Origin of the sequence: Fischerella muscicola PCC 7414 (assembly GCF_000317205.1) — a bacterium.
In the GTDB taxonomy this organism is placed as follows: domain Bacteria; phylum Cyanobacteriota; class Cyanobacteriia; order Cyanobacteriales; family Nostocaceae; genus Fischerella; species Fischerella muscicola.
This window is the reverse complement of record NZ_AJLK01000017.1, coordinates 1-11,340: the sequence shown is the minus strand read 5'-3', so window position 1 is coordinate 11,340 and position 11,340 is coordinate 1. Positions and strand designations below refer to the sequence as shown.

The window sequence follows — 11,340 nt, the reverse complement described above, 5'->3', positions numbered from 1 at the left end:
CTACTAGGAATCATCCTACATAATCCAGGTAAACAACCAGTAAAGATTAATGTGTTTCAAGGGGCAACTTATTTAAGTCAGCCAGATGCACCCTTTGTGGAATTGCCATCCTTGAGTAAAAATCTTTTGGGAAATGTTTTTGCTGGGCCAGGCGATCGCGTGATGAATGATGTCTTACGCGGACGCCGCCAAGAAATTTTTCCTGCCCAAATTGTGATTCCGCCTGGGCAAAGTCAGATGCTGTTGAATGCCCCAATTCCTGTTAGAGGACTTACCCCACCTTTAAATGGTCGATCTGCTTTGGTGCGTCTGCATAGTAGTGGTACTGTCTACGCAGCTAGTTTAGCGATGTTTGCAAAAACCAACCCTGATGGTAGCGATCGCCCACCGACTTTAGAGGAATGGCAAAATTTACTTAATAATGGTAATTTAGCCGGGCCGCGAGATAAAACCCCTACTCCTTTAGAAAAAAGTGACAAACCTATAGTCTATGGACGTGTCGCAGGCGTAGCAAACGGTTCTTTTTGGCGGGCTTTTATTACAGATAGTCCTAAATCTAAATATCTAACTATTCCCCAGCCTGGTCAAGCTTATTCTTATGCATTGAGTACTGTCCCTGGTGGAACTTTGGGGACTGGTCAAATTCAAAGCGCACCCATGCTAGTACGCTATCCTGACACTGCCTATCTAGCTCATGGAAATTACGGCATACAATACAGCCTGAAGTTCCCGTTGTCTAACAACACGCAGACACCACAAAAAGTAACTATATCTATGCAGACACCCCTGAAAGAAGATCAGTTAGTCAAACCAGGGTTACGCTTTTTGAGTACACCAGCAAAACAAGTGTTTTTCCGTGGAACAGTCCGCTTAGGCTACAAAGATGATCAAGGTAAACAGCAAACTCAGTTTGTGCATTTGGTGCAAAAGCGCGGTCAGGCTGGGGAACCTTTGGTAGTCTTGAATATGAAGGCTGGTGACAAGAGATTAGTCCAGGTAGATTTCCTCTATCCACCTGATGCAACACCACCGCAGGTATTAACGGTTGAGACAGCAGGTAGGGAACAGTGATCAGTTATCAATGAATAACTAAAAAACAAAACCCCCAGTTGTTCAACTGGGGGTATCTAAATACTCTCAAACAAACCACATTGTTGTGAAAGAAACCCAATGTCTGCACTTTAGTTGGGAAGTGCGTTGCTGGCATAGGCATCCATCCCATAGGCAGGAGTGCGATCGCTGTAGTCTATATCCTTACCAGTGATGGATTTAGCCAATTTTTCAAAAGATTCAGAACGCCAGTTACGTTCGTGGATAGGCTTTCTTTGTTCTCCCAGGAAGTAAGCCATAGAACCCAGTAAGGAAGCTGCTACCCAACCGACAACGAATAATCCAATCAAGATAGCCATCATAATCTTTAGCTCCTTTGTTTAAGTTTTGTTTCACTATGTAAATTAATGTAACAGAAACTTGAAAATTAAGTAATGGTGTGGATACCGAAAAAAAGATAGGGTATTCCCCACTTCAGCGTTGTGTAGAGTTGTTCCAAAAATTGTGTCAGTCTGACATTGAGCAAGCACAAGAGACTCGCCACCATCTTCAGGAAGTAATACAAAAAGATAAGATGTAGGTTTGGTGGTACAAGGCGATCGCTTCTTAAATTTGTAGAGGAAAAAAGGAGCGATCGCTATTTGCTTTGATTACCAGCTGCTTGTTGAACTTGCTCTACAGTTAAATCTAGAGCCTGGGCTATTTGTTCTACACTTAATCCCAAAGCGAATAAGCGGGGTATAACTTCCAGCTTACCTTCCAGCTTACCTTGCTGCTTACCTTCTTCCAAGCCTTCCTGTCTAGCTTCTTGTGCGATTGATTGATACATCCTTGTCTTCTTGAATTCGTCATCTATGCCTAACATCGCTGCTAATTCCTCTCGACTTAACTGGGTAAATTTGTACAACAGGATGGTCTCTATTAATTCTACAATTTGCTTTTGGATAGCTTCATCCGTTAGTTCATGTCTGGCTTGTAAAATTAATTCTCTACCACGCTCTATAGCTGTCTCTTCCCTTTCTATAATTAGCTTTACAATTGCAATTTGAAGAGAGTTTTCTGCTGCTGTACCCAACTCATCTAAATAAATAGGCTGGACTTGCAAACTATCAAGCAGCGATCGATACGCTTGTTGATCTTCTGGCTCTACACTCCGTTTAGGATAGATAACAACCGCACGCCAAAAATTCACAGATGCATTTTGCTTGAGGTAGAGAAATATTTCTGCGAAGAAGCGCCTGTAAAAAGTAGCATCTAGTTGAAACTGGACTTCAACGAAATACACTGGTTGTGTTGCGGTTTCAGTTGTTGGGACAAACACCCCATCAATCCGAAAAGCTGTTTCCTTAAGTTCGACAGAGACAAATTCATAAGCATCAACATTGGTTGTTGTGTTGCCAATGATGGCAAAAAATATACTAGGGAAAGCTTGAAATAAACTATAGAAGATTTTGTCAGTTTGCACTGGAGTCTGAGTAAATTGTGTTTGTAGTGTATAGTGAACGTATGTGATTTGTGAGAATTGCATAGCTTATATCCCCGAGTTCTGCTGAGAAGTCGGGGATATTGTCTCTCACGAATGATTTAGGAATGCTATGGACGTGAAGAACGAAAGTAAAAACAAGAAATTCCCCACTTGAAATTAGAGTTTTTACCCCATTTGACTAACCCTTTAAAAACCTTGTGTGAATGCACTCGGCAACGATGGCAAACTTCTATTGGGGTTGAATCAATGAAACTTATTCCCGTAATTTCGCCCGTACGTGTTTGCAAAAAACAGCACATAAGCATCAAGCACCACGGCATTAACTCCACAAATCTGGTGTAGCTGACCAAATTTGGAAATGCTTTGCGCCAACTAGGAAGCACATGTAGTGTATAAAACTCTTTAAACGTACGATACCCACTCCCATGAAAGGCGATCGCTATTGTCATCACTTCACTTAGATACATCCGCGAACGACTACGACGTTCTCCAGGCATTGCTGGTAGCTGCGGTATTTGTTGCCACAGATGTTCCCACTGCTTACAGAAATCATCCACATCGCAGAAAATTTGTGTCAAGTCAAGCCGAGATACAATAGTTTCCATCGCTGAGACTATCTTTTGTTTTTGTTCTAATTCCAGTCTCAGCCTTTTTTTGTCCCTAAATCAACCCGTCGAACTCACGTTAACAGAAGTCTTTTTCAAAAATTGCGATGCTTTCCGTGCTGGTGCGTCTCTACAGAGAATCTGGATCAATATTTAACTCTCGAAGTTTGGCGGCTAGTTTTTGGGCTTTTTCTTCTGCGGCTTATCGTGCAGCTGCTTCTTCCTCATAACTGAGGAGTGTTTTACCCGTAGCTGGATCGTAGAAGCGCATTTCTCCAGATTTAAGGTGTAACTCTAACCCTAAAACTTCACTAGGTAGGGAAACTTCAATGGATTGGCTAGCTAGCTACATTAATCATTCGCTATATCTTCTTGTTCTTCTTGAGAATTTTCTTTCTGACACTCAGCTAGCAACTCATAAATACTGTCAGGTAAATCTCCATTCATTACTTTTTTGGAGAAAACTTGATAACAATCCTTTTTATCCCCTTCCTTTCGTAGAAATCCTAGCCAAAGAATCACAATAATTTTTTGTTCTTTAAATGCTCTAAAAAATAATCGATATCTTTCAGGTAGTCCCATCTTTTTGAGACGACCATATTTTTGTAAAGGTTTTTGTAAAACAAAATAGGAAACAAAAGGATCTTGGGATATTTTTTCTTTGATACCAATATCTAATGCTTTTAATAGCTTGGCATCTGGATGTTTAATAAATTCTTCTTTAGTTAACTTAGTTTTTAAAATACGAACACGATGAGACAATTCTACCCATTGTTCATTAAACAATGGGTAAAAAAAGATTGTCCATCCATGACAAGTGAATGAACTCATTAATCCAACTCTACGTCAGCTAGTAAATCATCCATTTCATCACTCATTTCTTTTGTATAAGAAACAAGTTTTTCAGGATTTTTCATCGCATCTTTCATGAGAAAGTCGAGAAATAAGCTCAACATTAATGATTCCGTTCCATCCGCATTCTCTTTTTCTTCCGTATCCAATCTTACTAAAAATGTATTGTCAGATAATACTTCAAGATAACCAGAAGCATTGACTAAATGAGGGTAGTCTTTAGAAAATGCGCGGGGTAGACGAAATCCGTCTTGAGTACCTATCTTGGCATGAGCTATGGGATAAATTTTGTCAGCCATGTAAGTAACTCCAATTCATTATAATAAATATTATAATATAGCAATTCAATATAAAAAAAGACAGGCACATTGCCTGTCCCATACTTGATAATTCTAATCAAAATTTAGAAATTCATTTCAGCCGCTTGGACTTTTTCAACTTGCTTCTTCTTCAGAATCAGCATGATTTGAGCTAACATTACCAAGCAAACAAATGCAATCATCCATTTAACTCTGTTGGGGTCTTGCAGTACGATTTCTGTGTCATCTTGACCAAAGCCACCAACGTTAGGATTATTGGTCAAAGCATCGCCATTTTTGACTGCTTGTCCTTCAGAGACAATCAATTCAGGACCAGCTGGAATTGTGTCGACAACTGTTTCGCCAGAGTCAGTTTGAATGCTGACTTGATACTTGACGCTACCATACTCATCTTCCTCTTTGGCAATTTTGGTAATTGTGCCAGTAGCCGAAGCTGTGTAGACAGTATTGTTGCTCTTTTCGCCAGTGGGATAAACTTGTCCGCGTCCCCGGTTAGCACCCAAGTGAACTGCATATTTGCCGAAGTGAATGTTCTTGTCGCTGGCCGGATCAGGGGAAAGAACTGGGAAGACGATTTCTTGGTACTGTTCGCCAGGGATGGGTCCAACCAGGAGGACGTTATCTTGTCCTTCTTTATAAGGCTGGAAGTAAACATCGCCTACTTCTTCTTTCAATTCTTCAGGAATGCGATCCTCGGGAGCAATCTTGAAGCCTTCTGGCAGCATTAACACAGCACCGACGTTCAAACCAACTTTAGAACCGTCAGCACCTACTTGTTGAACGCTGGTGTCGTAAGGAATTTTTACTACCGCTTTAAATACTGTGTCAGGTAGAACTGATTGGGGAACTTCTACTTCCGCTGGCTTAGCTGCTAGGTGGCAGTTAGCGCACACAATCAGTCCTGTTGGTTCGCGGGGTGTTTCTGGATAGGTTTGCTGGGCCCAAAATGGATAAGCGGCAGCAGATTGAGGTACGGCTAGATCGCTAGTGAAGAAAAATGTCAAAGTAGCGATCGCAATGAGCAATGTTTTGGTAATTACTCTAGCACTACGAGTTAGTCTCGTTGGTGTCAAGGCTTTTCTCATCTCTTAAGGACTAGTTTCTAGGAGCAACGTCAAATAATACAGGAGATTTGTTATCAGTTAACAGTTATCAGTTATCAGTTATCAGGTTTGCTTATTCACTAACTGTTTACTGTTCACTGTTCACTGAAATTTAGGCCCACCAAGGTTCTTCGCCCGTCCGGAAGTCAGTTTCTGTCCAAGGAGTGAGGACAATTTTATCATCTTGTGTAGAGGCGTGAGACAAAGCCAAAGATAGCGGCGCAGGCCCCCGGACAACTTTACCGGTTGCATCATATTGAGAACCATGACAGGGACACTTGAATTTGTTCTCAGCAGCGTTCCAAGGTACAACACAACCCAAGTGGGTGCAAACCGCATTAATTCCGTAATCACCAATTGCTTCTTTGCTTTCTACCACAATATAAGTAGGGTCGCCTTTTAGTCCCTGAACTAGAACGCGATCGCCCACATTATGGCTTTCTAGAAACTTGCTGACACTGACATCGTTACCCAATTCATCTTTGGCAGTTGTACCACCGCCAGCACCACCACTAGCAGGCGGGATAAAATACTTGACAACGGGAAATAATACTCCTGCGGCAACTCCGGTTACAGTTCCGAAAGTGAGAAGATTCATGAACTGGCGTCGCCCCATATCGGGTACGTCCATAGATTCGGAAAATTGAGCCATAACTTACGCGTTCTTGGTGTATTTTGTAAACAATTTTGACTTGAGTTCTAATTATCGAGAAACTCATGCCTATGCTTTGATGCCCATGCCCACAAAGACGCCAGTTTTTCTTTTTAAGATATTTCTAGCATCTTTTCTTGTAGCATTACATTTCTTTATATTCTTATCATACTTGAGTAACTGAACTTAACATCATAACTAAATGTAAAATATAATTGAGAACAGTCATGACAGGACAAGAATTACGTCAACTGCTGCTAGAAAAGTGGGGACGCTCTTATGATGTTCAACTGCGCCGCACTCAAGGTAAAATATTTTTGCAAGTCATGTGGAAATATTTAGAACAAGCTTCTTTTCCCTTAAGTGAGGCTGAGTACCAAGAACATTTGGATAGTATTGCAAACTATTTGAATTACTTAGGTGGAACAGCACAGGTACAAGAATTTATTCAAGGAACACGGGAACGTCCACGACTTGGGAAAGCTGTCAGTATTCCTCTAGACTTAGGGGAACGCTCAACGGAATGGTTAATATAAACTTTTATAAGTCTGTAAATTTCAAACAGTAACTTCTACCAAATCTTTATTTATTTTCACATAATTGTTCACTCTTTTAATCTCTAGCTAATACTTTAAAAGATTTTGAATTTTAGATTTTGGATTGATGCCATTCCATCTTTTTTAAATTGGTATAGCCAAGATGAACAATAAAAAATTTACTACTAATTACTACAAGCTGTAACGCGAATTTGCTTTTGTTTGCGCCGAATTTAATTATGAAAAAAGATGATTTATCTTTGCCACCTGGCTGTATTCTCCGCAAAGCAACACCAGCTGATGTGTGGTCAATTCGATGGTTGGTGCTGTCAGCTAAACTTGACCCGACACAATTAAATTGGCAACAATTCTGGGTAATTGAATGTGATCAACAAGTAGTAGCTTGTGGACAACTACGTAAATTTTCCGGCGCACAAGAACTTGGTAGTTTAGTGGTCAAACCAAATTGGCGTGATCGCAATTTGGGGAGTGTTCTGACTCAGCATTTAATCCATGCTGCTACTCAACCGTTATACTTGGAGTGTTTAGGTCAGCGTCTGGCTGAATTCTATCACAGGTTTGGTTTTGTACCTATTTCTTTTGAAAATTTACCGCGATCGCTTCAGCGTAAGTTTCAACTATCTGAGTTAGGAAGAAAGTTGCGGATTGTCCCTGTGGTATTCATGCATTACCAAGATAAATAAGTCATGTAATTTATTTGTTCACTGATTTCATCCCTATTTTTTGGCAAAAATCGTCAACAAAACTGGGCCAAATAAATAGTGATGACTGACACACTCAAGACCAACATTGTAGCCAAGTTGTTCACGTTGCTTTTGGCTATAAAATCTCACTCCACCAGGAGTCAGAGGTATCAGCTGAGATTTTCCCTGAATTTTAACAGTAGCATCAACTAAATAAAAGTATCCACCTTTTTTCAGTATTCGTGCAACTTCTGCCAAAACTTGTTCGGGTTGCAAATAATGCAAAAAACTAAAAGTATTGAAAACGGCATCAAATTGGCTATCTGCAAACGGAAGAGATTCTGCTTTGCCTTCAATATATATTAGACGGGGATGATGACGATTGTTTTGCCTCGCTAGTCGTAGCATCTGAGGCGATAAATCCAATCCAGTAGCATACATATCAGGAAATTGATTTGCTAAACGGTCAAGCAAGCGTCCTGTACCACAGCCAAGGTCAAGTATATTTGAATGAGGTGGTAAGTTAACGTAATTTAGTAGGCGTTTGTGAATAGCTTGATAAAATACTGAAGGAAATAACCAGTCGTAGCTTAATGCCCAAATATCAAAAAATAGCTTTTTGTTACTGAGATAATTATTAGTCATTATTTAACTTAAATCAGAAACTATCTGACTAATTTTTAGTAAGATAGTTTCTATTGTAATTTTCCCCTTCATTATTTTTCTAGAATAGCCTGCACTTGCATCAATAATTCATCAATATTGATGGGTTTGTGGAGAAATCCATCTATCTGTAATTGCTGCTGATCGAATGCTGGTAATTCGTCATAGGCAGTCACGATCACAATTGCAACAGAAGGCTGATTTTGTCGAATCCATTTGGCGACCTCGTAACCATCTAATTCAGGCATCATTAAATCCAACAATACTAAGCTTGGTGGATTGGCTTCAATTTTAGCAATTGCTGTATATCCACTAGAAGCAATGTCAACTTGATAGCCTTCAGACTCTAGGATTGTTGCCAGTAGCAAAGAATTATCGATGACATCGTCGACAACAAGAATTTGCTTTTTATTCAAATTTTCTTCCAGAAACAAACAACTCATACAACAAGAGATTTATTAAATGTGTCATTTTATAAGAAGAGACCGCAAAAATTAGGCTCTTCCAAAAGAAAACGGTTTTTATTCTATATTTCCTCTTACTTTGGTGTTATCTGCCTCTTACTGTAGGCATAATATAAACATATCTAAAGAAATATTAAAAATAATAAGAAAAATAATACACGATTAATAAAAACCTCTACTTAGTTGAGGTAGAGGTTATTGATGTAAGTTAAATTACTTTTTGTTTGTAGTACAAATTAACTGTTATTTAAGAAATCTAAAAACTGAAAAAATACGATCGCCTGAGTGTCCTAGTGTAGCTCATAGCAATTTTCTACTAACTTTTAGTACTGGTGCGACCGACTAATTTTGTGTAATAGGTATAGATGTGTTTGAGTTTGATATGAGCATCCTAGTAGTGTGAAGGTGTCTACATATTTCCCTTAGTAAAGATAACAGCGAATATTTCAAGTATTTTCACAATATTAATTTGAGTTGCAAAATCTGTTTATTGCTCAGTAAATACTGAATTTTACAAGTATAATACTCCGTCATAAAAAGCCTCAAGTTTGTGTGCATATACGTATTTGCACACTTTACCTAACTACATAAATCAAAAGCGCATCACTATGAAAAATAAAAAACAATCCCTAAAAAAGGTGTATTTAGGGGACTGTTTGCATTTAAAGCCCGAATTTTCTTTTTAGTCTTCGTTTTCATCACTAGTTTTTTTGGCATTCTGCTATCAGATTGGTTGATGGCAAGTCAGCCAACCTTAGCAAGAATGAGTCTTTTACAACCTGCACCGACTCAACCGCTTGGCTATTACGACTACTTTGGTAAACTCCTGAGTCCCCAAGATGCAGCAAAGTTAGTACAACAAAAGCAACTTGATCCGAGTAACCCTATTTCTTATCAAAAAATAGGAGCAGTCGAAATCACACAAGAATTAATTGACAAAGGCGAAGATATATTTTTTAACCGGAAAATAGGCGATAACTTCGGTTTGCAAGATGTGTTTGGTTTTAAACGCGGCTTAATTCGCATCTTGCCGGAATTAACTACAGCGATCGCTCAATTACGGGGACACTCAACAGACAACTTACAAATTACCCTGCAAAAAGACATAACACTGGGTAGTCGGACGTTTCCTAAAGGAACTGTGATCAACACAGGTTTTAAAGTCGAAAGAGGAACGCTTTTTCCTTTGGGAATCAAACAAAACGGCGATATTAGCTGTGCAGTCTGTCACGCAGTCTTATCTAATCGGGGTGAACGCTTAGCTGGAGTACCCAACGGTGAACTTGCCATTCCTCTATTAGTTGCCTTAGCACCAAATTCGGCTGCGGGTTTTGCACGGTTAAACTTTAATCCTCTAGACCCACAGTACCAAGGCAAAGGCAAGACAATAATTGATAGTCAAGGTAATTTGGTTACATTACCCGACCCTGATAAATTTGAGCAAGCCTTCGACGATGCTGTGTTAGATGTGCCTTTTGGTCACTTTGAGAGTTCCCCAGATGGCATCGATAATACTACTCAAATTCCCAGTATCTTCACTTTTCAGACACATCCTTATTTAGCTGATGGACAGTTTGCTGTTGGCCCGTTTGCTGGACTTAGCGCCATTAACAATGCAGTTCACTCTTCAGAAATTAACCTATTAGCAGCTGCCCAACTAAGTCAAAAAACTCTTGGCATTGACTCAGAAGTCTATATCGGTACATTTCTCCAGAATGCTGCCGATCCACGCCTGCGTTTACCACCAGGACAACCAGTGAAACCTTCGGAGTGGTTACGGCAAGTTGCACCAGATGTTATCCAAGCAGAGTTAGAAGATCAAGTCCCTGCGCCTGGTACGGGTACTTATCCAGACTTACAACCCAGTTTGTTTACATACAACGGTTTGGTTTTCAGTCCCGACACAAACAACCCAGATGATATTGCTAGTGGTAATTTCTTATTTGCTAGCAATGCCATGTCAGCTTTCCAAAATAATTTAGTCCCACCTGCTAACCGCACTCGCGAAAATTGGCAATCTGAAGAAACTTTTCCTAAACACCGAACGAAGCGCTCAGTTGTTACACTACGAACTTGTAAGACATTACCTGCGGAATCTGAATCTAAACCATTTTCATCAGTTTGCTGGATAGGAATCATGAAAGGGCGATTTTGGAATTTAGGTTGCCAAGTTGCTATGGGAATTATTATCCGCATGGGAATAGCGCCAAACATATCGGAACTTATTACAACGACAGGGCGAGTCTTTTGAATTTCTTGCCCTCTTGTTGGATCGAGTTGTACAAGCCAAATCTCACCGCGACTGGGATTAATCATCGTCATTTTCCCAGTCTTCCCCATCTAGAACAGAAAACTCTGTTAATTCTGGATGTTTGAAAAAATCTTCAACTGTTGAGTCTATATAAGGTGCTAGTAATTTATGCCTTTCCTCGACAGGAAGCCTAGCAATTTCTTGCAAAGATAATTGTTGTTCTTCTCCGATTGTTGATGAAACAGTAGCATCTGATGCTTTGTTGGTTACTTGCTTTAGCTGTCCTGATTTTTGCACGAGAAATTCTACAAAATCTAGTACTTCCTGTTGTTTTTCATTTGGGAGTATCCGCAGACTATCTAATACTGCTTGTTCGATATTCATACTTCCTCCTGTTCAATTAACTCCTGAAATCGCTCGTCATCACGAATGCTATCAAAATCAGAGTCGGTTTTTGCCATTTCTCGACATTCGGGATTAAGAATAATTGCTTTTTGCAAGTTTTCAATTGCTTGTTCAATATTTACTTGCAAGGCATAGCAGCAAGCTTTGTTGTACCAAGCTTGGTGGTAGTCTGGTTTAATTTCAAGGGCTTTGTCGTAGGATGCGATCGCCTCTTCGTAGCGTCCCAACTGACGCAGCGCAATCCCCCGG

The 11,340-nt window shown here is 39.8% G+C and carries 14 protein-coding genes and 3 pseudogenes; 5 read left to right on the top strand and 12 right to left on the bottom strand.

What is annotated here, in order from left to right:
• Window positions 1-1,071, top strand: a 1,071-nt coding sequence (locus UYI_RS0102230; protein WP_016865060.1) for a DUF3370 domain-containing protein, incomplete at its 5' end; no start/stop codon positions are given.
• Window positions 1,072-1,181: 110 nt separating this feature from the next.
• On the opposite strand, the gene UYI_RS0102225 is transcribed toward UYI_RS0102230, so the two are convergent.
• From UYI_RS0102225 to UYI_RS38610, 3 genes and pseudogenes are all read right to left on the bottom strand, one after another.
• Window positions 1,182-1,412, bottom strand: a complete 231-nt coding sequence (locus UYI_RS0102225) for a photosystem II protein, Psb35-related (protein ID WP_009458063.1) — start codon at window positions 1,410-1,412, stop codon at window positions 1,182-1,184.
• 275 nt (window positions 1,413-1,687) lie between these two features.
• A complete protein-coding gene (locus tag UYI_RS0102220) occupies window positions 1,688-2,515 on the bottom strand; it encodes an Rpn family recombination-promoting nuclease/putative transposase (RefSeq protein WP_026085693.1) in 828 nt (275 codons plus the stop codon).
• Window positions 2,516-2,694: 179 nt separating this feature from the next.
• Window positions 2,695-3,141: pseudogene (locus UYI_RS38610) on the bottom strand (transposase); the annotation flags it as partial.
• Between the two features lie 107 nt (window positions 3,142-3,248).
• Between UYI_RS38610 and UYI_RS39515 the strand changes: the two are divergent.
• Window positions 3,249-3,371, top strand: coding sequence for a hypothetical protein (locus UYI_RS39515; protein WP_268742079.1), 123 nt, complete (start codon window positions 3,249-3,251; stop codon window positions 3,369-3,371).
• A gap of 121 nt (window positions 3,372-3,492) precedes the next feature.
• On the opposite strand, the gene UYI_RS0102210 is transcribed toward UYI_RS39515, so the two are convergent.
• The 4 genes from UYI_RS0102210 to petC form a co-directional block, all read right to left on the bottom strand.
• Window positions 3,493-3,972, bottom strand: coding sequence for a type II toxin-antitoxin system YhaV family toxin (locus UYI_RS0102210; RefSeq protein WP_016865056.1), 480 nt, complete (start codon window positions 3,970-3,972; stop codon window positions 3,493-3,495).
• A complete protein-coding gene (locus UYI_RS0102205) occupies window positions 3,972-4,292 on the bottom strand; it encodes an AbrB/MazE/SpoVT family DNA-binding domain-containing protein (RefSeq protein ID WP_016865055.1) in 321 nt (106 codons plus the stop codon). The genes UYI_RS0102210 and UYI_RS0102205 overlap by 1 nt, the downstream gene beginning before the upstream one ends.
• 104 nt (window positions 4,293-4,396) lie before the next feature.
• Entirely contained in the window at window positions 4,397-5,398 is a 1,002-nt protein-coding gene (gene petA / locus UYI_RS0102200) for a cytochrome f (protein WP_016865054.1), read from the bottom strand.
• Window positions 5,399-5,528: 130 nt separating this feature from the next.
• On the bottom strand, window positions 5,529-6,068 hold the full coding sequence (gene petC / locus UYI_RS0102195) for a cytochrome b6-f complex iron-sulfur subunit (RefSeq protein WP_016865053.1): 540 nt from the start codon (window positions 6,066-6,068) through the stop codon (window positions 5,529-5,531).
• Between the two features lie 227 nt (window positions 6,069-6,295).
• Here petC and UYI_RS0102190 point away from each other — a divergent pair, with 227 nt between their 5' ends.
• A complete protein-coding gene (locus tag UYI_RS0102190; protein WP_009458069.1) occupies window positions 6,296-6,604 on the top strand; it encodes a DUF3067 family protein in 309 nt (102 codons plus the stop codon).
• A gap of 239 nt (window positions 6,605-6,843) precedes the next feature.
• The gene (locus UYI_RS0102185; RefSeq protein WP_016865052.1) at window positions 6,844-7,308 is read left to right on the top strand and encodes a GNAT family N-acetyltransferase; all 465 of its coding nucleotides are present in this window, start codon (window positions 6,844-6,846) and stop codon (window positions 7,306-7,308) included.
• A gap of 33 nt (window positions 7,309-7,341) precedes the next feature.
• Here UYI_RS0102185 and UYI_RS0102180 read toward each other — a convergent pair whose 3' ends face one another.
• Both UYI_RS0102180 and UYI_RS0102175 read right to left on the bottom strand, forming a co-directional pair.
• A complete protein-coding gene (locus UYI_RS0102180) occupies window positions 7,342-7,953 on the bottom strand; it encodes a class I SAM-dependent methyltransferase (protein WP_016865051.1) in 612 nt (203 codons plus the stop codon).
• A 71-nt stretch (window positions 7,954-8,024) separates the two neighbouring features.
• Window positions 8,025-8,414, bottom strand: coding sequence for a response regulator transcription factor (locus UYI_RS0102175; RefSeq protein ID WP_016865050.1), 390 nt, complete (start codon window positions 8,412-8,414; stop codon window positions 8,025-8,027).
• Window positions 8,415-9,171: 757 nt separating this feature from the next.
• On the opposite strand from UYI_RS0102175, the pseudogene UYI_RS38605 reads away from it, so the two are divergent.
• Window positions 9,172-10,455, top strand: a pseudogene (locus tag UYI_RS38605) (hypothetical protein); the annotation flags it as partial.
• Between the two features lie 56 nt (window positions 10,456-10,511).
• Here UYI_RS38605 and UYI_RS38600 read toward each other — a convergent pair.
• From UYI_RS38600 to UYI_RS0102160, 3 genes and pseudogenes are all read right to left on the bottom strand, one after another.
• Window positions 10,512-10,751: pseudogene (locus UYI_RS38600) on the bottom strand (type II toxin-antitoxin system PemK/MazF family toxin); the annotation flags it as partial.
• On the bottom strand, window positions 10,744-11,070 hold the full coding sequence (locus UYI_RS39940; RefSeq protein ID WP_016865048.1) for a DUF2281 domain-containing protein: 327 nt from the start codon (window positions 11,068-11,070) through the stop codon (window positions 10,744-10,746). The gene UYI_RS39940 and the pseudogene UYI_RS38600, both read right to left, overlap by 8 nt.
• A partial coding sequence (locus UYI_RS0102160; RefSeq protein WP_016865047.1) for a TPR end-of-group domain-containing protein occupies window positions 11,067-11,340 on the bottom strand: 274 nt, incomplete at its 5' end. The genes UYI_RS0102160 and UYI_RS39940, both read right to left, overlap by 4 nt.

Excerpts from the sequence above, each read along its gene's own strand:
- UYI_RS0102225 (WP_009458063.1), bottom strand. The coding sequence starts at position 1,412 with ATGATGGCTATCTTGATTGGATTATTCGTTGTCGGTTGGGTAGCAGCT.
- UYI_RS39515 (WP_268742079.1), top strand. The coding sequence starts at position 3,249 with ATGCTTTCCGTGCTGGTGCGTCTCTACAGAGAATCTGGATCAATATTT.
- UYI_RS0102210 (WP_016865056.1), bottom strand. The coding sequence starts at position 3,972 with ATGAGTTCATTCACTTGTCATGGATGGACAATCTTTTTTTACCCATTG.
- UYI_RS0102205 (WP_016865055.1), bottom strand. The coding sequence starts at position 4,292 with ATGGCTGACAAAATTTATCCCATAGCTCATGCCAAGATAGGTACTCAA.
- petA (WP_016865054.1), bottom strand. The coding sequence starts at position 5,398 with ATGAGAAAAGCCTTGACACCAACGAGACTAACTCGTAGTGCTAGAGTA.
- petC (WP_016865053.1), bottom strand. The coding sequence starts at position 6,068 with ATGGCTCAATTTTCCGAATCTATGGACGTACCCGATATGGGGCGACGC.
- UYI_RS0102190 (WP_009458069.1), top strand. The coding sequence starts at position 6,296 with ATGACAGGACAAGAATTACGTCAACTGCTGCTAGAAAAGTGGGGACGC.
- UYI_RS0102185 (WP_016865052.1), top strand. The coding sequence starts at position 6,844 with ATGAAAAAAGATGATTTATCTTTGCCACCTGGCTGTATTCTCCGCAAA.
- UYI_RS0102180 (WP_016865051.1), bottom strand. The coding sequence starts at position 7,953 with ATGACTAATAATTATCTCAGTAACAAAAAGCTATTTTTTGATATTTGG.
- UYI_RS0102175 (WP_016865050.1), bottom strand. The coding sequence starts at position 8,414 with ATGAGTTGTTTGTTTCTGGAAGAAAATTTGAATAAAAAGCAAATTCTT.
- UYI_RS39940 (WP_016865048.1), bottom strand. The coding sequence starts at position 11,070 with ATGAATATCGAACAAGCAGTATTAGATAGTCTGCGGATACTCCCAAAT.